At 62.4% G+C, this 21,611-nt stretch carries 19 protein-coding genes and 1 tRNA gene; 5 read left to right on the top strand and 15 right to left on the bottom strand.

The genetic code is table 11. From position 1 onward, the window contains the following. Positions 1-4 precede the first annotated feature (4 nt). The 10 genes from F4X08_11970 to F4X08_11925 form a co-directional block, all read right to left on the bottom strand. Complete coding sequence (locus F4X08_11970; protein ID MYD26519.1) at positions 5-2,098, bottom strand: PP2C family protein-serine/threonine phosphatase; 2,094 nt, start codon at positions 2,096-2,098, stop codon at positions 5-7. A 30-nt stretch (positions 2,099-2,128) separates the two neighbouring features. Beyond that, positions 2,129-2,935 (bottom strand): creatininase family protein, encoded by an 807-nt coding sequence (locus F4X08_11965; protein MYD26518.1) that lies wholly within the window; start codon positions 2,933-2,935, stop codon positions 2,129-2,131. 36 nt (positions 2,936-2,971) lie between these two features. Continuing rightward, positions 2,972-4,036 carry an LLM class flavin-dependent oxidoreductase gene (locus tag F4X08_11960; protein MYD26517.1) on the bottom strand — a complete coding sequence of 355 codons (1,065 nt, stop codon included), beginning with the start codon at positions 4,034-4,036 and terminating at the stop codon, positions 2,972-2,974. 159 nt (positions 4,037-4,195) lie between these two features. Then, positions 4,196-5,443, bottom strand: a complete 1,248-nt coding sequence (locus tag F4X08_11955) for an LLM class flavin-dependent oxidoreductase (protein ID MYD26516.1) — start codon at positions 5,441-5,443, stop codon at positions 4,196-4,198. Then, positions 5,344-6,060 (bottom strand): nucleoside 2-deoxyribosyltransferase, encoded by a 717-nt coding sequence (locus F4X08_11950; protein MYD26515.1) that lies wholly within the window; start codon positions 6,058-6,060, stop codon positions 5,344-5,346. The genes F4X08_11955 and F4X08_11950 overlap by 100 nt, the downstream gene beginning before the upstream one ends. Continuing rightward, complete coding sequence (locus F4X08_11945; GenBank protein ID MYD26514.1) at positions 6,057-6,947, bottom strand: hypothetical protein; 891 nt, start codon at positions 6,945-6,947, stop codon at positions 6,057-6,059. Before F4X08_11945 ends, F4X08_11950 begins: the two co-directional genes overlap by 4 nt. 79 nt (positions 6,948-7,026) lie before the next feature. Next, positions 7,027-8,049 carry an Ldh family oxidoreductase gene (locus F4X08_11940; protein ID MYD26513.1) on the bottom strand — a complete coding sequence of 341 codons (1,023 nt, stop codon included), beginning with the start codon at positions 8,047-8,049 and terminating at the stop codon, positions 7,027-7,029. Between the two features lie 117 nt (positions 8,050-8,166). Beyond that, positions 8,167-9,198, bottom strand: coding sequence for a hypothetical protein (locus F4X08_11935; protein MYD26512.1), 1,032 nt, complete (start codon positions 9,196-9,198; stop codon positions 8,167-8,169). After that, positions 8,985-10,433: a DUF839 domain-containing protein gene (locus F4X08_11930; protein MYD26511.1), complete on the bottom strand. Its 1,449-nt coding sequence runs from the start codon at positions 10,431-10,433 to the stop codon at positions 8,985-8,987. The genes F4X08_11935 and F4X08_11930 overlap by 214 nt, the downstream gene beginning before the upstream one ends. Before the next feature lie 117 nt (positions 10,434-10,550). After that, a complete protein-coding gene (locus tag F4X08_11925; GenBank protein ID MYD26510.1) occupies positions 10,551-11,417 on the bottom strand; it encodes an EamA family transporter in 867 nt (288 codons plus the stop codon). 162 nt (positions 11,418-11,579) lie between these two features. Between F4X08_11925 and F4X08_11920 the strand changes: the two genes are divergently transcribed. The 5 genes from F4X08_11920 (at position 11,580) to F4X08_11900 (ending at position 18,118) form a co-directional block, all read left to right on the top strand. Beyond that, complete coding sequence (locus F4X08_11920) at positions 11,580-14,006, top strand: FtsX-like permease family protein (protein ID MYD26509.1); 2,427 nt, start codon at positions 11,580-11,582, stop codon at positions 14,004-14,006. Between the two features lie 25 nt (positions 14,007-14,031). After that, the gene (locus tag F4X08_11915) at positions 14,032-15,066 is read left to right on the top strand and encodes a Gfo/Idh/MocA family oxidoreductase (GenBank protein ID MYD26508.1); all 1,035 of its coding nucleotides are present in this window, start codon (positions 14,032-14,034) and stop codon (positions 15,064-15,066) included. A 37-nt stretch (positions 15,067-15,103) separates the two neighbouring features. Further along, positions 15,104-15,177, top strand: a tRNA-Met gene (locus tag F4X08_11910). Between the two features lie 181 nt (positions 15,178-15,358). Next, positions 15,359-17,023, top strand: a complete 1,665-nt coding sequence (locus F4X08_11905) for a thiamine pyrophosphate-binding protein (protein ID MYD26507.1) — start codon at positions 15,359-15,361, stop codon at positions 17,021-17,023. 228 nt (positions 17,024-17,251) lie between these two features. Next, positions 17,252-18,118, top strand: coding sequence for a hypothetical protein (locus tag F4X08_11900; GenBank protein ID MYD26506.1), 867 nt, complete (start codon positions 17,252-17,254; stop codon positions 18,116-18,118). 128 nt (positions 18,119-18,246) lie between these two features. Here F4X08_11900 and F4X08_11895 read toward each other — a convergent pair whose 3' ends face one another. The 5 genes from F4X08_11895 to F4X08_11875 form a co-directional block, all read right to left on the bottom strand. After that, positions 18,247-19,089, bottom strand: coding sequence for an SDR family oxidoreductase (locus tag F4X08_11895; GenBank protein MYD26505.1), 843 nt, complete (start codon positions 19,087-19,089; stop codon positions 18,247-18,249). Further along, on the bottom strand, positions 19,089-19,940 hold the full coding sequence (locus F4X08_11890) for an SDR family oxidoreductase (GenBank protein ID MYD26504.1): 852 nt from the start codon (positions 19,938-19,940) through the stop codon (positions 19,089-19,091). The genes F4X08_11895 and F4X08_11890 overlap by 1 nt, the downstream gene beginning before the upstream one ends. 19 nt (positions 19,941-19,959) lie before the next feature. Further along, positions 19,960-20,247: a putative addiction module antidote protein gene (locus F4X08_11885; protein MYD26503.1), complete on the bottom strand. Its 288-nt coding sequence runs from the start codon at positions 20,245-20,247 to the stop codon at positions 19,960-19,962. Further along, positions 20,244-20,540 carry a type II toxin-antitoxin system RelE/ParE family toxin gene (locus F4X08_11880; protein MYD26502.1) on the bottom strand — a complete coding sequence of 99 codons (297 nt, stop codon included), beginning with the start codon at positions 20,538-20,540 and terminating at the stop codon, positions 20,244-20,246. Before F4X08_11880 ends, F4X08_11885 begins: the two co-directional genes overlap by 4 nt. A gap of 141 nt (positions 20,541-20,681) precedes the next feature. Next, positions 20,682-21,569 (bottom strand): phytanoyl-CoA dioxygenase family protein, encoded by an 888-nt coding sequence (locus F4X08_11875; protein MYD26501.1) that lies wholly within the window; start codon positions 21,567-21,569, stop codon positions 20,682-20,684. Positions 21,570-21,611 lie beyond the last annotated feature (42 nt).

Below are 21,611 nucleotides of genomic sequence, written 5' to 3'. Positions count from 1 at the left end.
GCACTCAGCGTACGCGGCCGATGACGGCGGTCTGGTCATCGAACTGTTCCACGCCGAGGGAGAAGTCGCGGACGGAGGCGAGGATCCGTTCCAGGATCTCCTCGCTGGACCGGTCGCGGTTCCGTGAAAGAACCCGGCGTAGGCGGGCTTCCCCGAAGTCTTCTTCCTCCCGGTTGAGCGCATCCGTGATGCCGTCGGTATAGACCGCGAAGAGATCTCCCGGATCGACGCTGACGGAGGAATCTTCGTATTCCGCTTCCGGAAACAAACCGATCGGGTATCCGCCGCTTTCAAGCAGTGCGACATCATCGCTGCCGTTGCGCAGGAGCAGCGGTGGATTGTGCCCGGCGCAGCAGTAATTCAGCCGCGACGTCTCCATGTGGTACGTGCAGATGAAAACCGTGGCGAATCGTTCCGGCGCCGTGCTGTGGCACAGGTAGATGTTGAGGCGGGACATCAGCCTGGACAACCGGTCCGGGCTTCCTTCCAGCGCGGGGTCCAGCGCCTGGGAACGCAGAGATGCCTGCAGACCGGCCATCATGAGTGCCGCCGATATGCCCTTGCCCGAGATGTCGCCGACCACGATATCCAGCATCCGGTCCCGGTGTTCGATGAAGTCATAGTAGTCGCCGCTGACCGTGCGGGCGGGGATCCAGGCGCCGGCCAGTTCGAGGGGACCCCGCTGCGGCGGCACATTGGGAATGAAACGGGCCTGCACCTCCCGGGCCATGGACAGTTCCGTTTCGATGCGCTCCTTTTCTCTTTCTTCATCCATCAGCATCTCGATGCTATGCGCCATGGTGTTGAAGGAACGGCCGAGTTCGCCAAGCTGATCCCGCGCCTTTTCTTCCACGCGGAAGTCCGTCCTGCCTGCGCGAATGGCTTCCGTGCCCTCGTACAGCCCGCGCACCGCCGAAGTAATCCGCCGTGAGACGAGCAGTCCGATCATGAAGGAGATCAGTTCGAAGCAAACGAGTACCGTGCATAAGATGATGATTATGTACAGTAAAGGAATACCGGACAGCAACATGTCTGCGCTGACGGTGGCCTCGAGTACGTGTATCGGATCCAGATCCAGGCCCAGTACCGCCGCGCTGTTCGCACCGAGACCCCAGTCCCTGGCGGCGAAGGTAAGAACCCACGGCACGGGAAGCGCCCCCAAAAGCGGCAACTGGCGCCATTCCACTTCCGAGGGAGGACGCTCCAATAAGAAGAACTCCCCCATAAGAGGATCGGCCCGATACGTGATCTGTGCGCCGAGTTCCTCCCAGATCTTTGTCCGGAAGGCGTCCCCCAGGGGCATGGAAGCGAGTACGTACAGGTTCCGTCCGCGGATCTCCACCGAGTCGCCGGCGCGAAAGGACAGCGTGGAACGGCCATCGGGCAGGCTGTCGTATACCACGTTGGCGAAATGGTCCTCCCGGAGCACCCAGTCCGGGAGTGGTTCCGGCGTGTTGGAAGGTAGCGATGCATGCACCGGACGACCATCCTCGAATACACGAATCGACAGGCCGGAAAGTTCCGGATTGTCCCGTACAGTTTCGTTCACGATCCTATCGAACATCAGTCCACCGTCCGGGGCCGTTTTTAAAAGAGCCAATTGTATTTCAAGCGGCAGATGATCGAGCCGGTCGGTCGTCTCTTCGATTTGGCGGGCGACCAGATTGGTACCAAGGGTTCCGATCCAGAGCCATCCGACAAGAACACTGATCGAGGAGGCTATACAAAGGGGCGCGAGACCGGCGAAGATAAACGAAACGAGAATCCGGTTCCGGACTCTCCACAGCAGACGATTCCGGAGCCACGAAAGCATCTTCCAGGTGTAGTAGCAAATGCTGGCGGTTAGAAGGATGATCGTCGGCACGAGGAGCCAGGTGCCCACACCCTGCCAGATTAAAAGGTGCAACAAGGACAACGCCGCCATGGCCAGTCCCGCACAGGTACAGCGCTTCATCCAGGTGTCCGGGACCAGCCACTTCAACATCCTGTGGATGATACGGCCGGATCGCGAGTTTTTGAGTGTTTCGCCGTTCATGAGCGGTATTTCTTGAAGGTGTTGGGATGTTTTTCGTCCGCTCCCGGACCTGTGAAGCGGCATCTCCCACGTCCCGGATACGACTGCAAGTTCCTAGTGCCGGTCCACCCGGGGCTCGATGGGCAGTGCGCGGAACTCCTGGATCAGGCCGGCCAGTTCCTCCGAGGCCGCGCGGTAGAGTTCCTCGCCTTTCTCCACGGTGGCCACGGTGGCGTCGCCGATGACGCCGGAATCGGAGATCCGGGACCACTGGTCCATCATGCGCAGGGGCGAGGCGCCCTTGCCGCGAATCCAGCCGCGCCAGTAATACTTAGACACGGGGATCTTCACCTCTCGCACCGCCTTGTCCATCTGGATCGCGTCGTCGTTGAGGTAGCGGTAGACCGAGGTCTCGATCTCGTCGGCGTGGGACTGGAGCTCGGAGTCGCCGATCTCCCAGAGTTTCGACTGCGCCACGCTCCACCAGTTGAGCGTCCCGCAGTGGGCGTCCGTCTCGATGACCGTCCGCCGCGAGGCCGTCTCCAGGATGGTGGCGTTGGAACCGTGGCCGTTTACGATGAGGATCTTGCGGAAGCCGTGGTGGGCCACACTCCGGGTGATGTCCACCACGAAGTCCTGCAGGTGGTCATCCCGCACGGTGATCGTCCCGGGGAAGTCCATGTGGTGGTCCTCGAACCCGTAGGGCAGGGCCGGCAGGATCAGCACTTCGTCCGGGATCAGCTTCGCGGCGCCTTCGCACACGCTGCTCACCAGGAAGGTGTCCACGTCCAGGGGCATGTGGTAGCCGTGGTCCTCCGTGGACCCGACGGGCAGGATGACGGCGGGCTGGTCCTCGACCTTCTCCTTCAGTTCGACCCAGGTGTAGTGATCGTAGCGGTAGGGGAGGCGTGGGCCCTTCATCTGTGCTCCTTTGGCGGTGCGGCGTCGTGCTCGGTTTTACATGCGCGGCATCACTTCGTGGACGAAGAGGTCCATGCTGCGAAGCCAGGAATCCTTGTCGTCCCAGTCGTACCCCATGAGGATCAGCGTACCGAAATCGCCGGTTTCCTCCCGCATCAGGTCCAGCCGCCGGACGACCTCGTCCACGTCGCCGTGGATGATCTGCTCCGTCATCAGGTAGTCCAGGTTGCACTCCGAATCGGGCATGTCCGGGTCCCGCTTCAGCATCTTCCGTCCCAGACCCTGGTCGAACAGGCCGCCGAGGTATTCAAAGCCTCGGCCCAGAGAATTGTTACGCACTTTCCGCGCCGCTTCCTCCTTGCTGTCCGCCAGGAAGATGCTGCGGGAGACGCGCCAGTCCTTGCGGTCCGGCGTACGTCCGGCTTCAAGGGCCGCCTGCTCGTACACCCGCCAGTTATCAGCCACGACGTTGCCCGGGGATATGTTCGCGCTGATAGGAAACCAGCCCTTCTCGCCCGCCAGCTTCATGGTGGAGGAATTCATGCTCATCCCCGGGGCGCAGATGGGCGGATGGGGCTGCTGCAGGGGCTTGTGGATGTAGCCGATCAGTGTGTCGCGGTCCACGTTTTCTTCGAGGTCAATCTCCCAGAACCGACCCTTCAGGTGATAGGGCGGGTCCTGGCTCCAGATCTGCAGGATCATCTCGGCCGACTCGGCGGCCATGGCGCTGTTGAGCTTCGGATCGATCTTGTAGAGCTCCAGGTCTGTCGTCACGCTGCCCGGACCGAAGCACAGGTTGAGCCGGCCGTGGGAAAGCTGGTCCATGAAGGCCAGCCGGCTGGCCACGTGAGCGGGGTGGTGATAGGGCAGGCAGGTGGGCGCGGTGCCGAGCCGGATGGAATGGGTCATGGCCAGGGCCTTGCCGATGAAGGCCTCGGGCAGGACGATGTTCTCGTACTTCATGGTATGGTGCTCGCCGATCCAGAACTCGGTGAAACCCAGTTCCTCGCAGCGCACGATGAGCTCAAGGTCCTCGTCGTGACACTGAGCCGCAGGTTTGACCGGGTCGTGGAAGGGCATGATGAACATGCCGTAGTTCATATTGGGCTCCGTAAGGTTGTTTGATCCCCGTTGTATCTACATTGTATACACTAGCCCGCGGTAAATGCTTCGCTCGCGGTATACACTTCACCCGTGGAATACACTAACCCGAGGTATACACTGGGCTGCGCACATCCCTGCAAAAGCCGCCCGGCAAACTCAGGCGTAACCCAACGACCGGTTGAACCGCGGCATGACTTCTTTCGCGAACAGTTCCAGGCTGTTGATCCAGGCCTCCCGGTCGTCCCAGTCGTGGGCGGTCATGATGAATGTGCCGAATTCGCCCGTCTCCTCCATCATGCGGTGCAGCTGCCGCACGCACTCATCGGGATCGCCGGCGATGACCTGCTCGTCCATCATGTAGTCCAGGGTGCATTCGGAGTCGGGCATGTCCAGGTCCCTCTTCCAGAATGCCCGTCCCGGTCCCAGGTCCGTGAGCTTCATGATGTATTCCAGGCACTTGCCCAGGGAATTGTTCCGCGCCATTTCGCGGGCTTCCTTTGTCGTATCCGCCACGAAGATGTTGCGGGAGATCTTCCACTTGCGCCGGTCCGGCTCCTGTCCGGCGGATTGCGCGCCGCCGGCGTAGGTCTCCCAGTGGTTCGCCAGCACGTTCGCGGCGACCATGTGGTGACTGAAGGGAGAATAGCCCTTCTGGCCCGCGATGCGGGTCCCGGCCGAATCCCGCATGATCACGGGCACGGACAGGGGCGGGTGGGGTTTCTGCAGAGGTTTGAGGTAGACGCCGACGCCCAGGTCCTCCCGGACTTCCCGGCCCACGTGCACCTGCCAGAACCGTCCGTTGATGTCGTAGGGCGGATCGGTGGTCCAGAGGGTCATGATCATCTGGATCGCCTCGCCCACCATGGCGCCCGAGTCCTCGGGCCGGATCCCGAACATCTCCAGGTCGGTCGGGATCGCGCCTGGACCGAAGCAGATGTTCAGCCTGCCGTGGGAGAGATGATCGAGGAAGGCCAGGCGGCCGGCCACATGGGCGGGATGGTGGTAGGGCAGGCAAACGGGCGCGGCCCCGAGCCGCATGCGGCTGGTAAGCCCCAGGGCCTTGCCGATGAAGATCTCGGGCATGACGATGTTCTCGTAGCTCGACGAGTGGTGCTCGCCGATCCAGAACTCGCTGAAACCGAGTTCCTCCGATCGCACCAGCAGTTCCATGTCTTCGTCGTAGCACTGTCCCGGTGGCTTGGCCGGGTCGTGCACCGGCATGAGGAACATGCCATAGTCGATCATGTCGCGCTCCCTTTTCTTATTGGATTCCAGTCCGGGCTGGCTGCGGCTTGTTACCCGGTTTACAACAGCCCTTTGCGACGCTTTTCCTCTATGGTTTTCTCCACGAATCCGGGTCCGCACAGGGTGTCGAACCCGCTGCCCGGAAACTGCGCCGCCCATGCGTAGACTGCGCTGATCCGCGCTTCGTCGCCGCCGAAGGCGGAGGGTTCGGCCCGTACCGCGTCCAGCGTTTCGATGACGGCGTCCGCCATCCGGTTGTAGAGCCGGTCGGACCAGCCGGCCGCTTGTGCACCGTCTCCGGGACCGCTTTCCTCCGTGCCTCCGTGCCCCGTATCGCCGCCCGGGCCGCCGTCCCGGCGCGCTTCCTGGTACCACGCCATGGCGTTGAACTGGACCGTTTGCGACCGGGGATAGAAGGAACACATCAGGTTCCAGGGATCGCCTTCCCGTTCCTGGTCGCCCGACGCCCGGAAATCGGAACGGAGGAGGACGGATGGGATGTCGAGCATCTTGGCCATCATGAACTCCACCACCGTGCCCGAGTCCAGGTCCGTCCCGTCGAAGTTAAAGAGCCCGAGGTCACAGGCCATGACCTGCATGAGGTCCTGGTTCCGTATGTCGACCATGCGTTCCGACGCCTGTTCGAGGTCCTGGGGCAGGACGCAGGCGTAACGACCGGCGGACCGGTGATCGACGGCCCCGGCCAGGAGTTCGTTTCCGGCGAGGTGCTTATGGTCGAAGAGATCGCCGGCGAAGTACACGGTGTAGGTCGTCATGCGCTTCCGCTGCCCGATGGGTCTTCCGAATCGCGCCCGGTATGGCGCTTACCGATTTCGGCGGCCTCCCGGCTGCAGCCCGAGACCATTACGCCCTCGTCGATTCGGTCGGTCACGTTCTCGGGCGTCGCACCGTCCAGGAAGGCGACGCCGTTGGCCTTGCAGGCGTTCAGCACCGCGGTCCGCGCGGCGATCATCTCCGTCGGGTAGGGCGGATCGTGGCGGTCCGGGTACCCGAAGGACATTCCCATGTCGCCGGGACCCCATTCAGCGAAGGCGATGCCGGGTACGGCGAGGCTTTCGTCGACGTTGGCCAGGGCGCGCTGGTTCTCGATTTTGAGACCGAGCATCAGCTCCCCATCCGGGTTCAGGGGCCAGACGTCGGCCTGCTTCACGTAATCCGGCACGGAGAGTTCCCAGTTGCGCGCGGCAAAGCCCTGGCCCCCCGAGCCGCGCTGGCCCACTTCGAGTCCGTCGCCCACGCCCCGGGTATGGAAAGGGTATCGGGCGGCTTCCACGAAGGCCCGCACGGCGCCCGGCGTCTCCGCGTGACACAGCAGGAGTCCGTGTACGCCCAGTGCCAGGAGCTGCTTGACCATCCAGGCATTCGCCCGCATGACGGCCTCGCTGGTCCCGTTCGTGGGCAGCGTGACGATGATGCAGGGTGTCAGGTGCCCGGTAGGCGCGGGACCGCCGTCCACCAGCCCGGTCATGAAAGCCTTGAGACTCGGCAGGTCGAAGAGGCCGTGCTCCATTTCGACGACGAGGTAGTCCTCCCATCTTCCGGAGGCTTCGACACCCTTTTCATAGCTCAGTTCGCCGGCGCCGCCGTAGTAAATGGGTTGGCCCTGCTTGAGCAGCTCGACGGCACGGTTTACGGTGGGCATTTCGTAGTCCTCTCTGCCAGTCGTCTGTACGTCGATCCTGAGGACCGGCCGCGCTCATAGCTTCAACGAACGATGCGCTTCAGGGCAGGTCGAAGGGCAGACTGTCCAAAAGGCCCGTATCTTCGGCCAGGCCCTTGAGGTTCTCCGCCGCCATGCGCGTGAGCGGAACGCCTTCGCGCCGGGAAACCGCTTCGCTGTCGAGTTCCATCTCCCCGGGCACGTAGGTGCGTTGCACTCCGGCCGCTTTCGGTGCGTCCCGCATGCGGCGGATGAGTTCGTCGATGCGGTCGTAGTAGTCGTCGAGCGGCATCATGGTGCCCACGTCGATGGCCATGAAGGTGTGTCCCTCGTCGCAGGTGTCGTCGGAGACCTTGGACCAGGAAAGAATGTCCGTCGTGACCCCCGCGCCGGCCAGCACCCCGGCCAGGGATTCCACCAGTAATGCCAGGCCATAGCCCTTGTGCGCACTGAAAGGTGTCAGGGCGCCGGTGACGGTGAATACGCCGGGATCCGTTGTCGGAAGCCCTTCCGCATCGGTGAGCCATCCCTCCGGGAGCGGTTCGCCGCGGGCCTGGTACGAGGCCACCTTGCCCCCCGCCACCGTGCTCATGGCGATGTCCAGCACGATGGGCGGCTGGGACCGTGCCGGGACGGCGTAGGAGAAGGGATTGTTGCCGATGGCCGCGCCGCGTCCGCCGGGAATGTTCATGACCACGTCGGTATTGCTCATGGCGAGGCCGATCAAGGGTCGGTCTGCATTTTCTACCGCCATGACCGTGTAGGCCGATGCCGCGCCGAAATGGTTGCTCCGGCGAACCGTGGCCATGCCGATCCCACAGCGTGCGGCCTTGTCCATGGCCACCGTCATGCCATAGTGCGAGGCCACCATGCCCACGGCCCGGCGGGCGTCGATCCGCGCCCAGGCGGGACCGTCGTTCGTGACTTCCGGTACGGCGGTTACATCGATCCCGCCGTCGCGCATCAATTGTACGTATCGCCTCAACGCGACCGTGCCGTGCGTGAAGATCCCGCGCATGTCGGTGCGGATCAGGACGTCCGCCGTCAGCCTGGCGTCCACCCGTGAGAGTCCCGCCACGGCCATCGCCGCTGTACAGAAGTCCGCGAGCGGTTCGGGCGGCGTACGCAGAACGTAGAGTTGATCTTCCGATGAAGTGCGGCGGGAATCGGTAGCCAGTCCGATGCCTTTCTGAAGGCGTGCTTAACCGTCGCCGCGGACTCCGGCGGCGACCCGTTCGAAACCACTGATCAGGTAGCTGTAGTCGCAGTCAACCTGTATCCAGTCTACGCCCCGGCTGCTCCAGCGACGGCCGAAGGCGTACTGCGATCCCATGCCCATGCCGATGGAGAGGCCCGCCTCGTGCCCCACGTCGATGATCCGCTCCATGGCGGTCACGATTTCGTCGTCTTCGAGCCGCCCCAGGGTGCCCATGGAACCGCTCAGATCCACGGGCCCGATGACCAGGCTGTCCAGGCCGGATATGGCCGCGATGGCCTCCAGTTCACGGTAAGCCTCTACATGCTCGATCTGGACCGAGACGAAGAGGTCCCGGTTCATGTCGTCGACGTAGGCGTCGAAATCAGCAAACGCCCGTCCGTAGTTCGACGGGCGATGGGGTCCGAAGCCCCGGTCTCCCGAGGGCGGGTATCGACACGCGTCGACCACGCCTCGCACCTCGGCGGCGGAACGGACCTGCGGGACGACGATCCCGGGCGCGCCGGCGTCCAGGATGGGCTTGACATGCCCTATGGCGCTCGAAGGCACGCGGACCAGCGCGGCGGTGCCCCCCGCGCGCGCAGCCATCAGATGCCTCGTGACCGTCTCCAGGTTCATTGCCGTGTGCTCGGTGTCGATCCAGATGAAGTCGGCTGAATCGCACAAAGCCTCGGTCACGGCCGGATCTGTGAAGGTCACGGCGGGACCGAGACACAGTTCACCGCCGGCCAGCCGATCTCTGAATGCGTTGATTTCCCTGGAAAACAATCGTACTCCCTGGACGATGCTATGTCGCCACGGTCCTAGACCGCACCTTTCTGCCAGGGGCCCCAGATGGCGTAGGTCAGCCCGGGCCGCTGCATGTTGACGAAGAGCGTCTCGCCGTCCGGACTGAAGGTCGCCCCGGCGAATTCGCCCCGGTAGGCGATGCCGGCCACGTCCCGGGCCACGTCGAACACGCGGCCGTCGCTGGTCAGGCCCCGGATGTGCTGAATGCCGTTCCGGTTGTCCTCGCACACGATCAGGCCGCCGCGGGGACTCACGCAGACGTTGTCCGGCGCGGCCATGAGCGAGGCGTCGGGCGATTCGAACAGGAGCGTCAGCACGCCTTCGTCGTCACTATCGGGGAGGTATTCCCATACCTGGCCGAGGCCTTCGTCGCCCCCGGTAGTCGCTGTGAAGAAGATGCGTCCGTTGCCGTACCAGCACCCTTCCAGGCGGTCAAAGGCGGCGCCGCCCTTGTCGGCCCCCTCCTGGTACACCAGGTGATTGTCCAGACCTGCCCCCGCGGGATCAGGATCTTCGATCTCCACCCAGGTAACGGGCAGGGCATTGCCTATGGTCTGGCCATCGCGCGTGTCATATCCGGGCCGATCCTTGACGGCAAGCATGCGCAGGCGTCCTCCCCGGGCAAGCTCGCCGGGGTGATCGGGGATGTACTGGAAAAATCCGCTGGGATTGTTGTCTTCGGTCTCGTACACGATACCGGAGGCCGGATCGACGGCGATGGCCTCGTGGACGAACCGTCCCATCCCGGTCAGAGGCTCGGCCTCCACGCTCTCCTCGGCGTCCGCCGGCACTTCGAAGCAGTACCCGTGCTCCTTGTCGTACCCGCCCAGATACTGGAGCCAGCGCGCACTGAAGAACCGGTCCGTACCCATGGTGGTTTCTTCACAGGTGATCCAGGACCCCCAGGGCGTGGGGCCGCCCGCGCAGTTGTGGAGCGTCCCGCCCACGCTGACGAAATCGCGGACCAGTTCGCGGGTTGCGGGATCGACGATCAGCGTGGTGACGCCGCCGGGCGCCGTGGGATCGTAGGCCGCGTCCCGGTTGCCGATGGCTTCCACCGGTTTGCCCGTATTGATCTCGTGGTTTCTCAGGAGCCGAACCATCCCGTTTATGGGAAAGGCGGCCATGCCGTCGTGGGCGGGCGGCGTGGGATGGCCGTCCGACATGAGCCCGCCTTTCTTGCCGAAAACGGTATAGGAGAATCCCTGCGGCAGTTCAAGCAGGGTCTCCCCCGTGTTTTGCGAGGGCACGGGAGAAAGGGGTCCATATCCCCCTTCCCCGCGGGGCGCGACAAGGTGGGCGTACCCGTCGGACATGGCCCGGGCGCGCCGGGCGATCAGGCCCTGCAGCGCCGTGGCGCCGACGGTCAACGCGCCAACGGATATGGCGGTGTTTCGAATGAAGGAACGTCGGTTCAGACGGGACAAGTTCGCAATTCTCCTTGATTGATCATCCTGCGACAGCTGCAAAGCGCGAGGACGGATCGGGTCACGATCGGATCTCGATAGGAATCGCTAGGCAATGTAGTCATTCCTGCCCTCAAAAGCAAGGCGCGTAAATGTGGTGTTTCGCGTCATGCTTCAACCGAATTTAATGAAGACGAGACCGGCGACGATCATCAGCACCGAACCCACCTTCATCGGGGTGACGCGCTCCTTGAGAAAGACGAATCCCAGCACCGCGCCGAGCACTACGGCGAACTCCCGCAACGCGACGATATAGCCCACCTGGCCCACGGTCATGGCGAAGAGGATCATCAGGTAGGCAGCCGTGGATCCGACGCCGATCAGCGCCGCGGGCTTCCAGGTCTCCGCGAATCCGCGCCACCGGATCCCCAGGTGACGGACCGCGACGAAGGGCGTGGCGAACAGGGCGCTCAAAAAAAACATGCCGAAGATGTATACGACGGGATGGACGATACTCACGCCCACCTTGTCGACGAGGGAGTAGCTCACGATCGTGGCGCCCACCACCAGGGCGGATGCGAATCCACGGTTGACGGCCCTCGTGTGCCGGAAGACCGATACGCCCATCAGCAGAATGCCGAAGCAGATCAGGCCGATGCCGGCCACCCCCATCGGCGTCAGTTCTTCGCCCAGCAGCAGCCATCCGAGGAATCCCGTAAGCCCGATGCCCGATCCCCGGGCGATGGGGTAGACCAGGGAGATCTCTCCGTGTTCGTAGGCTCGGGCCAGGAACAGGAAGTAGAACGTATGGATGACGCCGGTGGCGAGCACGTAGAACCATCCGGCTTCCAGCATGGCCAGGAATCCCGCGGGGCCCATACCGGAGGCCACGATCGCCACGAAGGGCAGAAGGAACAGGCAGCTGATCCAGAGGGACCACCAGAAGACGGTCAGATTTCCAGAGCTGCGCCGGGCGACGAAATTCCACGTGGCGTGCAGGACGGCGGACAGCAGGACGAAGACGAAGAGGTCAGTGGGCATGGACGGGTTCTATATGGATGGAAACCGCCGGAGTGTCAAAGGATAATCCACAATCTACCTGGGCAACCCGGTCATCGGTGCCCCAAAACTATTTGAATCGCCGAATAACGTTACATACCTTAGAATCTGCACAGTTCTATCTCTCTTTTCCCAAACACCTCTATGTCTGCTTCCGGTCAACACGGCTCAGCCGATCAGTCGGATTTGACCGAGATACGCAGCGGTGGCCCCATGATTTACCACTACATCATATCCGCAATCCGGCAAATTTCGAAAAACAAAGGCGTGTTCGCCGCGAACGTCTTCGGATTCACCCTGAACTTCATCGTGGTGATTTTCGGGCTGAACTACGTCCTCTTCGAGATGTCCTACGACGGGTTTCACGAAAAGGGCGACCGGATCTACCGCGTGTTGGTGTACAATCCCCAATTCGGACAAACGAGTCCGAACAACTCCGGGCGGGTTGCCCCGACGCTCGTCGAGAACTATCCGGAAGTGGTGTCGGCCGCGCGGATCTATTACCGTTCCAGGTCATTCAGGGCATCAGCCGACGTTCATGCCGAATCCGGTGTATATAATATTGCCTTTGCGGACCCCGACGTTTTCGATGTGTTCTCCTTTGGTACGATTCCGCCGTCGACGATCGCTGAGTTCAACCGGCCGAACACGGTGTTGGTCAGCCGCACCGTGGCCAACCGGTTCTTTGGCACACAGGATCCAGTCGGAAAACTGCTGCATTCAGACGAACTGGAATCGGGACCCGTGGAAGTTATTGGCGTCGTGGATGACGTTCCCCGCAATTCCCACCTGCGGCCGGACATCTTCATTTCCTTTGCCACGTTACCCGATATGCTGGTCGGCCGGGAATCCGATCTCGGCTGGGGGATGCAACAGTTCCTTACCTATGTCTTGCTGGTCGACGACGGGGAAGATACCCTGCGCGGTTTCCTCGAGAAGCTGGAAGCATTCCCTGACACCTTTGTCCCTGACAGATATTCCCAGACATTCTCCCTCGAAGCCCTGTCCGAGATCTACTTTTCGCCATACTGGGCGCCGATGAAGGGAGATATAAACTACGTCTACTTCGCCCTCGTGTACCTGTTGCTCATTTCGTTTATGACGGTGGCGAACTACGTGAACATCAACATCGCCCATCTGATACGCCGGGTGAAAGAGATGGGCCTGCGCAAGTCCTTCGGGGCTGCCAGGACGCAGGTAATCAGCCAGATGGTCGTCGAGACGCTGATGAACTGCCTGGTCGCCGTGGCCGTCTCGGTCGCGGGGGTGCTGATGTTGCGGGCGAGCGGGATTACGCTCCTCGAGCATCTTTCCCGATCCGAAATCGGGGTGGTATACGTCGGGTTACTCGGGCTTGCCTTCCTCGTCATCGGGCTGGTAGCGGGTGTATGTCCAGCCTTCGTGTTTTACCGGATCAACCCGGTGGACATGATGGCGAACCGGGTAGGCACCAACTGGACGGCCAACACGCTGAGGAAGGGACTGCTGTTCTTCCAGCTCGCCATATCCGTCGCCTTGCTGCTGTTGACCGGCCTGGTCTACAACCAGGTTTCCTTCCTGACGGATAAGCCAATGGGGTATGAGAAGGAGAACAAGATCGTTATTCCAGTTGCCGCGGCGGCTGGATTGCAACAGCGGCTTGCCGAAGGTTTCGAAAGGAATTCCCACGTGGTCCGCGTCGGCTTCTCCAGAGGTCACCCGGGGTTCTTCCCGATCATGCAGGTCATGCAGGAGATCAGGGGAACCGAAACCCAGACTACGATCGGGATGCTGTCGGTAGGACGCGGCTTCCTGGAGACACTCAAGATCCCATTGCTTCACGGTAGAGACTTTGAAGAAAACGAGCTGCGTAACGTGGTCATGTTGAACGAAACCGCTTTCAACGTGCTCGGACTGGACGAAGACGACGTTGGGACGGTGCAGGACATCGTGGGAAGGGTGCGCGTCGTGGGCGTCGTATCCGATTTCCACGTCTGGTCGGCCCATCATGCCATCGAGCCCTTGATGTTGGCTTTTTCCAATGAGGGCTTGACCCACCTGATCGTGGATATCCAGCCGACGAACCAGGACGAGACCCTGGACTTCCTGTCGCGTACGTTCCGTGAACTGCTGCCCAACAGCAGGTTCGAATACTTCTTCCTGGATGCCAGGCTGGAAGAACAATACAGCAGCGACCGGCAGATCCTGGACACGCTCCTTCTGCTGGCGCTAGTCGCCTTCGCGCTTGCCATTGCAGGTATCTACAACTACGGGGTGTTCTTCACGCTCAACCGGATCCGGGATGTCGCCATTCGCAAGATCCACGGCGCCTCCGCGGGTGACATCGTCCGGATGAACGTCACCGCCATTTCCCGTTCCGTCGTACTTTCCCTGGTCATCGCGCTACCCGCCGTCTACTGGGTATACGGCCAGTGGATCGCTCAATACGCGTACAGGGCGGATGTTTCTCCGTTACTGGTTGCCCTGCCCGTGCTCGTCATATACGTTCTGACCTGTGCTATGGTTACCCGCGAAACGCTCAAGACCGCCGGCATGAAACCGGCCGAAGTGATCCAGAACGTTCAGCAGTGAGCCGCGTTCCTCGAAAGGAAACCCGATGTCCCTGAAATTCGCCTACCTGGGCCTCTGGCACAGCCACACCGTCATGCATATCCGCGACGCCGCGAGCCGGCCGGACGAGTTCCAGCTCGTGGGCGTCTATGAGCCGGATCCCGAGATCCGGAACGCGAAGCTGGGCGACTGGGCGTCGAATCTGCCGGACATCCCTGTTTTCGAATCGATTGAGCAGGCGTTGGACAGCGATGCGGAAGCAATCATCTGCGAGGGCCGCGTATCGGAAAACCTGGACTATGCCGAGCAAGCGCTGGCGGCGGACAAGCACGTCTTGCTCGAGAAGCCGGCGGGTGTGGACATGGCCCAACTCGAGCGGCTTCACGAAACGGCGCGGCGCAAGCACCTGCACCTGCAGATGGCCTACATGTGGCGTTACAACCCGGCGATCGCCGAAATGATCCGGCTCTGCAGGGCCAGCGCGCTGGGCGATCCCTTCTACTTCAGGGGGCACATCCCGAAGCCCATGGGTTATCACACCCGGCTGGTGGAGGAACTCGACCGGTACAAGGGTTCACTCTATTTCGAAATGGCCGGGCACCTGGTCGACATCATGGTGACGTTCATGGGCGATCCGCGGCAGGTGGACGCCACGTTCGGGCAGTTCCACGGCGAACGGAAACACGTGGACAACGCGGTGGTCGTCCACCGGTTCGACGGCGGCGGCCTCGGGACGATCGACACCGCGTCCATGCACGTGGAGAGCGGGCTGACCCGGCGCATCGAGTTGTACGGGACCCGGGGCACGGCCATCCATACCCCGATCGGTTCAAACAACCTGACACTTTCGCTGGCGGATACCTTCGAAGACTATGCGGCAGGATGGCAGGAGGTGGCCGTTCCCACGCCGCAGGGGCCGCCTTCACTGCTGACCGAACTCGCGGCCTGTATATCCGGCGCGAAGAAGCCGGACTATACCCTGGACCACGATATGGCGGTGCAGCGCACCCTCTTCGCGGGGTGCGGTATCACCGATGGTTCGGCGATGACGGACGTGCCGCATTCGGCAAAAAGCAGTTGACAGAAACCGCGAATTCCGTATATTATTGGATAGACGACGCGGGGTGGAGCAGTCTGGTAGCTCGTTGGGCTCATAACCCAAAGGTCGGAGGTTCAAATCCTCCCCCCGCTACTTCGATCGATCAGGGGCGGTTCCCGAACCGCCCCTGTTTTTATTTGTACCGATTCCGTCGGGTCCGTGCCGCAACAGGGCCACATGTGGCGAAAGATCCGCAGTGAATCTTCTCAGGCGGTGAATCACCTCCGGCCGATCATACAGTACAATATCTCACTGAGGAACCCCGATGGATGAAATGACCGGCTACCGGTACATCGCCGAGATGCTGCACGGCTATGGGATCCGGGCCGTCTTCCACGTTCCCTATGTGCTGGACGGCGCCCTCGTGGAGATGGAGAAACTGGGTATCCGGCGGATCCGGTGCCATTCCGAGAAGGCCGCGGCGTACATGGCCGACGGATACGCGCGGATCGCCCGCGGTCCCGGCATCGCCATGGCGCAGTCCGTGGGCGCGGCCAATCTCGCCGCCGGGCTCCAGGACGCCTGGCTCGCGTGTTCGCCGGTCATCGCCATTACGGGCCGCTGGATGCCCCACTACCTCTACCAACAGGCCTACCAGGAGATCGACCACCGCCCCCTCTACGATCCGGTCACCAAGTTCAATGCCTACGTGGACGGCGTGGAACAGATCGCCTTCCTGCTGCGCCAGGCCTTCCGCGAGGCCACCACGGGGGCGCCCCGTCCGGTCCACCTGGACTTCTTGGGCCTGTCCGGCGATCTCGCGGCAGGCTCTAAGCTCGACGCCGAGGTGACCGTGGAGGCGTCCTTCGCCCGGTATCCGGCCTTCCGGTCCGAACCGGAGCCGGATCGTGTCGTGGATGCGGTGCAACGCATTGCCCGGTCGGAGCGGCCGGTACTGGTCGCGGGGGGTGGGGTTACCGCATCGGGTGCGCAGGCCGAGGTGGTCCGGCTGGCGGAGAAGCTCTCCGTCCCGGTGGCGACTTCGCTAAACGCCAAGGGTACAATACTCGAGGACCACCCCCTGTCCGCGGGCGTGGTGGGCACCTACTCCCGCAAGTGCGCCAACGAGATCGTCTCGGAGGCGGACCTCGTGATCTTCGTGGGCAGCCATACCGGCGGGCAGGTCAGCCACTTCTGGCAGATACCCCGGCAAGGGACGCCGGTCATACAGATTGACGTGGACCCTACCCAGATCGGCCGCAACTATCCCGCCGAAATCGCCATCCAGGGCGACGCGAAAGCGACGCTGGAACGCCTCATCGACGCCGTGGTTCCGGTCCCGGACCGGGCGGCCTGGACGGAGCGCGTGCGCGTGCTTGTCGAACGGTGGCGGGCCGACTTCGACGGATTGCTCCGATCCGGCGCCGTACCGATTCGCCCCGAGCGGCTTTGCCGCGAAATCACCGAATTCCTCCCATCCGACGCCATCCTCCTGTCGGACACGGGCCACGCCGGCATGTGGACGGGCGCCATGATCGAGATCACGAACCCGGGACAGACCTACCTCCGCTGCGCCGGGTCCCTGGGCTGGGCCTTCCCCGCGGCCATGGGCGCCAAGTGCGCGGCGCCGGACCGTCCCGTCATCTGCTTCACCGGCGACGGCGGATTCTGGTACCATCTCGGGGAACTCGAGACGGCCGCCCGGTTCGGGATCAACACCGTCACGGTGATTAACAACAACCGGTCCTTCAACCAGTGCCGGGATGCTTTCGAAGATGCGAGCGGCGAGCGGGGCCAGGGGTCGGACGACCTGTGGGTCTTCGAGGACATCGATTTCTCCGGAGTGGCCAAGTCCTTGGGATGCAAGGGGATACGCGTGGAAGACCCGGAGCGGATCCGGCCGGCGCTCGAAGAAGCGCTTGCCGCGGACGGACCGGTTGTCGTCGACGTGGTCACCGATATCGACGCCATGGCGCCGAAAGCCTACGTACCGGAATAGAACGGGCGATCGCCTTTACCAAATCGTGGTCCATATCACGCATCGTCCACGATGGTCCGGCGGACGCCCAGTCCACGGACGCCCTCCCTCCGGGCATCCCAGCCTTCCACAGAAACTGTTTCCTGTTTATCAAATAATTAGTACATTACAATCAAACAGCGACGCTTTTTCAGTAATCACAGAATCCAATACAGACTATTCCGCGATTCCTAAGACAGGAGGTCTACTATGCGCTGTCTGGTATTCGCATTTGCCTTGGTTATCGCCGGATGCTCGTCGTACTCCCAGCTCGGTTCAGGCGGGTCCGGCGGCTCGCGCGGTTCAGGCACGTCGGACGGATCGGAAACGACGGTAGTCTGGCTGGACAGCCAGGGCGCGTTTCCATCGGTCGGGTACTTCGACGTGCAGACCATCTTCAACGTGTCTGAACTGGGGCCCGGTTCCTACATACGCGTCGCGGCCATCCACATCACGGGGACGGCGCGGGAGGCCCTCGTAAATAAGCTGCGGCTGAGCGCATCGCAGATCGGGGCGAACAGGCTGCTCATCGTCAAAGTGGAGGAGACCAAAGAGGAGGTCTCACTATATTCCGAACTCGAGAACGTGGCCCGGTTTTTCTCCGGTGAGAAAACAGACGCGGACCGGAGTAACGAAGCCTACACGCTCAGGATCGACGCGATCGCGATCCGGCAATCGGATGACCTGACAAACGTCTTAGTACCCCGTCAAGGGGAGGTATGGCCAACCGTCTATCGACCCCGTTCGTACTATGATCGGCCGACCGTTTACCGGCCCCGCCGGCCCCGCCGGTCCTATGACCGCCCGACCGTCTATAGGCCGCCTCGACGGGACTATCGGCCGACGGCGAAGCCGCCACGACGGGATGACCGGCGACCGGTGAATCCGTCGTTACCAAAGAATGAACCGCCGATCGCGGCGCCGCCCCCTCCGAAGAATGAACGGCCGCCGGACAGGACACCTTCGCCTCCGCCACCTCCGAAGGACGAACCGCCCGCCGTGAAGCCGCCGCCACCGCCTCCGGAGGAAGATCGGTCGTCCCGTAAGCAGCCCCGAATGAAGACTCATCGGCCTTGACGAGGCCCGTCGACCCGATCGCCATTGGCAACGAATCATCCCGAGGCCGGTTCTCTCCATTCAACGATCGAACAGGGAGGATCGGCTTTATGTTTTAAGGGATTTCCAAACGGGCGAAGGTTCCAGGGTCAGAAACGGGCACTTTCGGCGTCGGGGAGGATGCCGCCTTCGTCCCTGGGAAGGACCGAAAGGGGCAGCGCGATGGAGGAGCCCGCGTCGACCGGGAGCGTGATCCCCGTGATCCAGCGGGATTCGTCGCCGGCTAGGAAGACGGCCGCGTGGGCAACGTCCCATGCCGTGCCCTCGGTACCCAGCGGCGTGGAGCGCCACCGGAGTTCCCGGTGCGCGTCCGACAGCCCGGCAGTGAAGGAACCGTGCAGGTGACCGGGGGCGATGCAGTTCACGCGGATCCCGTCCCTGCCGTGCTGTACCGCCATGTTGATCGTCAGGGCGATGACCCCGCCCTTGGAAGTCTCGTAGGCGACGTTGTACGACCATCCGCTCCGGAATCCGTCGACGGACGCCACGTTAATGATGGATCCGCCCCCGGAATCCATCATCGCCGGTATGGCGAACCGGCTCGCGAGCATCATGGCCTTGAGGTTCACGGACATGATCTCGTCCCAATGTTCCTCTTGCACGTCCACCACCGTACCCGGATAGCTGAGCCCCACGTTGTTGAAGAGGATGTGCAGCCCGCCGTACCGGTCCACCGCGGTCTCGGTCATGGCCCGGCAGTCCGCCGACCGGGTCACATCCCCGGCGAAGACCGACGCCGTGCCCCCTTCTTCCTCGATGACGGCCAGCGTCTTTCCGGCGTTCTCCGCGCTTCGGTCCGCCAGCAGCACCTTCGCGCCTTCCCGGGCGAGGAGTACGGCGGTCGCCTGCCCGGTGCCCGTCACGTCGCTATGCGCGCCCGCGCCCGTCACGACGGCCACCTTGCCGTCCAGGCGGGGTTTACGAGGACTCATCAGAAGATCTCCGCGCCGCCCGCCACCACCAGGTCCACGGCCGTGAGGTAGTCCGACTCCGGTGAGGCCAGGAAGGCGACCGTTTGCGCCACGTCGTCGCCCCGGGCCACCCGTCCCAGGGGTGAAATACCGGCCTTCTCCTGGATGAACGCCCGGTGGGCTTCGCTGTTTTTCCACGATGTGCCCTGGACGACGCCGTCGGTTACGGCCTCTTCGATGAATCCGAGGCGTTCCGTATCGACCGCGGTGGGCGACACCGAGTTGACGTTGATCCCGTGGGGACCGACTTCCTGTGCCAGGGCTTGGGTGAACCGGATGATGGCCGCCTTGGACGCGCAGTAGGCCGAGAATCGCTTCCGCCCGATCCTGCCCGACGTGGAGGCGATGTTGATGATCTTACCGCCCTCACCCCGTTCGATCATGTGGCGCGCCGCGGCGCGGCACATGAGGAACACGCCCTTGGCGTTGACGTTCATCTCCTTGTCCCAGGCTTCCTCTTCCATGTCGACGACGAGCACGCGGTCCTTGCCCGGCAGGGAGCCGGCGCCGTTCACGAGGATGTCGATGCGGCCGAACCGGTCGATCCCCCCGGATACGAGCCGTTCCACCTGGCCGGCCAGCGAGACGTCGGCCAGGATGGCCTCTGCGCTGCGCCCTGCCGCCTCGATTTCTCTGACCACCGAGGGCAGTCCCTGCCATTCCGACGAGTCGCCGGGATAGGGATTTGCGACCCGGTCGCTGACGATGATGTCCGCGCCTTCCATCGCGAGCCGCGTGGCGACGGCGCGGCCGATGCCCCGTTCCCCGCCCGCGCCGGTGACCAGGGCGGTTTTGCTGTGGAGATTGTACATTATTAACCTTTTGAACTGATCACGCAGTAAACCGCACCTGGAGACCCAGGGCACGCACGATTCGAACTACCGTGGAGAATGCGGGATTGCCGTCCTCCGACAGTGCTTTGTACAACCCTTCCCGACTCATTCCAATCTCACGGGCTAGCCAGCTCATGTTCCCCGATCGGGCGATATCGTTCAGGGCGGCACGAATCAGGCTGCCATCTCCCGGATCTTCTTTCGCGCATGCTTCCAGATAGTGACGAGCGTCTTCCAAGGTGCGCAGGTGCTCCGTCACTTTCCATTTTGAAAATGAAATACTCATTTCCACCTCCATTCCCTCGCCAGCCTGAGGGCGTACGCAATATCCCGCCTTTGACTGTCTTTATCGCCGGCACAGAGTACGATCATCCTCATTCGTTCGCGAAGGACATAGATCCGATAGCCTGGTCCATGATGTAATCTTATTTCGAACAGACCGTGTCCCACGGACTTGACATCCCCTGCATTACCCAGTGAGATGTTTCGCAAACGCGCGTTGATGCGTGCAACCGCGCTACGATCAGACAGGCCACGGACCCATCGCCTGAATACGGCACTTTCAATGATCTCGATCATACGTAATGTAAACTACAGTTCACACTCTGTCAATCTGGACTTGATCGGCAGTGCGACTGAAACAGGATTTCCGCCGCCTTTATTGCAGTCTTACATTACGTGTTAGTCGTTTTTGTTGATTCTGATCTCGCCCTGCAATCCTCACTCGCCCTCTCTCCGAGGCCGCACGACGGTTTCGCCGTCGTCTTCCACGATGGGGTGGTGATAGATGTAGGGCGGTTCCAGCACGGCGCGCTGGGCCTCGGTCAGTTCCGAGGTCCATTCCGGCAGGTTGGTTTCGTAGATGCCGCCGGCGTAGTGCAGGTACTTGGGCGTGTACCGGTACAGGGCGACCCGCCGGTCGTGCTTGCCGTGCCAGGGCAGGGTGCCGTGAGCGGTGGCCTCGTTGAAGATCACCAGGTCGCCAGCCTTCTGTACGATGTGATGGACCAGGTCCTGGTTGGCCTCCCAGGTCAGGATGTCCTCCGGACAGGGGAAGTTGGCCTTGTGGCTGCCCGGGATGACGCAGAGCCCACCCGCGCCGGGGTCCACGTCCGCCAGGGTGAACTGGCATACGATCAAGCCCGAGCGCATGCGCCCGTTGTGATAGTGGTAGTACCGGGATCCGTTGAAGGTCGCGTTTCCCGATCCGTGGATCTTGAGCCCCTCGCAACCCGCTTCGGCGATCAGCACGTCGACGCCGTGGTCGAGCTTCCAGCCGCGGCCGAAGAGGGTGTTGAGATAGGGTATGATCTTCGGATGGGCCAGGAGGTCGCGGAAGGGCTGGCACCAGGGCTGCGGCCAGGTGAGCATGCCCTCGTAATGGCGAAAGGGTGCGTACTTGCCTTCGAAGGGCCTGTCCCGCCAGTCGCCGCTGAGTTCGTTGGGGCCGTCGTATGTTCCGAGCCGGTCGGGATTGGCGTCGAGGGCCGCGTTCATTGCCTGTACTTCGTCCCCGTCCAGGAAACCGCGCACGTGAAGAAAGCCCTGCAGGTCGTACAAGTACTGTTCCTCTTCGCTCATGGTGGAAAAGACCGGCGATTCGGGCATGGAGAAACCCTCCTGACGGAGTAGCAATTTTGATTTTGATTT

This window comes from Gemmatimonadota bacterium (genome assembly GCA_009841265.1).
GTDB lineage: Bacteria > JAAXHH01 > JAAXHH01 > JAAXHH01 > JAAXHH01 > JAAXHH01.
The sequence above is the reverse complement of the archived record's forward strand: the minus strand, read 5'-3'. Positions and strand labels throughout refer to the sequence as shown.

Bases quoted from the DNA above. Each gene is read 5' to 3' on its own strand.
- F4X08_11925 (MYD26510.1), bottom strand. From the start codon at position 11,417: ATGCCCACTGACCTCTTCGTCTTCGTCCTGCTGTCCGCCGTCCTGCAC.
- F4X08_11900 (MYD26506.1), top strand. From the start codon at position 17,252: ATGCGCTGTCTGGTATTCGCATTTGCCTTGGTTATCGCCGGATGCTCG.
- F4X08_11920 (MYD26509.1), top strand. From the start codon at position 11,580: ATGTCTGCTTCCGGTCAACACGGCTCAGCCGATCAGTCGGATTTGACC.
- F4X08_11945 (MYD26514.1), bottom strand. From the start codon at position 6,947: ATGCCCACCGTAAACCGTGCCGTCGAGCTGCTCAAGCAGGGCCAACCC.
- F4X08_11915 (MYD26508.1), top strand. From the start codon at position 14,032: ATGTCCCTGAAATTCGCCTACCTGGGCCTCTGGCACAGCCACACCGTC.
- F4X08_11885 (MYD26503.1), bottom strand. From the start codon at position 20,247: ATGAGTATTTCATTTTCAAAATGGAAAGTGACGGAGCACCTGCGCACC.
- F4X08_11875 (MYD26501.1), bottom strand. From the start codon at position 21,569: ATGCCCGAATCGCCGGTCTTTTCCACCATGAGCGAAGAGGAACAGTAC.
- F4X08_11965 (MYD26518.1), bottom strand. From the start codon at position 2,935: ATGAAGGGCCCACGCCTCCCCTACCGCTACGATCACTACACCTGGGTC.
- F4X08_11955 (MYD26516.1), bottom strand. From the start codon at position 5,443: ATGGGCGGCGCAGTTTCCGGGCAGCGGGTTCGACACCCTGTGCGGACC.
- F4X08_11950 (MYD26515.1), bottom strand. From the start codon at position 6,060: ATGACGACCTACACCGTGTACTTCGCCGGCGATCTCTTCGACCATAAG.
- F4X08_11890 (MYD26504.1), bottom strand. From the start codon at position 19,940: ATGTACAATCTCCACAGCAAAACCGCCCTGGTCACCGGCGCGGGCGGG.
- F4X08_11970 (MYD26519.1), bottom strand. From the start codon at position 2,098: ATGCCGCTTCACAGGTCCGGGAGCGGACGAAAAACATCCCAACACCTT.
- F4X08_11895 (MYD26505.1), bottom strand. From the start codon at position 19,089: ATGAGTCCTCGTAAACCCCGCCTGGACGGCAAGGTGGCCGTCGTGACG.
- F4X08_11940 (MYD26513.1), bottom strand. From the start codon at position 8,049: ATGGCCGTGGCGGGACTCTCACGGGTGGACGCCAGGCTGACGGCGGAC.
- F4X08_11880 (MYD26502.1), bottom strand. From the start codon at position 20,540: ATGATCGAGATCATTGAAAGTGCCGTATTCAGGCGATGGGTCCGTGGC.
- F4X08_11905 (MYD26507.1), top strand. From the start codon at position 15,359: ATGACCGGCTACCGGTACATCGCCGAGATGCTGCACGGCTATGGGATC.
- F4X08_11960 (MYD26517.1), bottom strand. From the start codon at position 4,036: ATGAACTACGGCATGTTCATCATGCCCTTCCACGACCCGGTCAAACCT.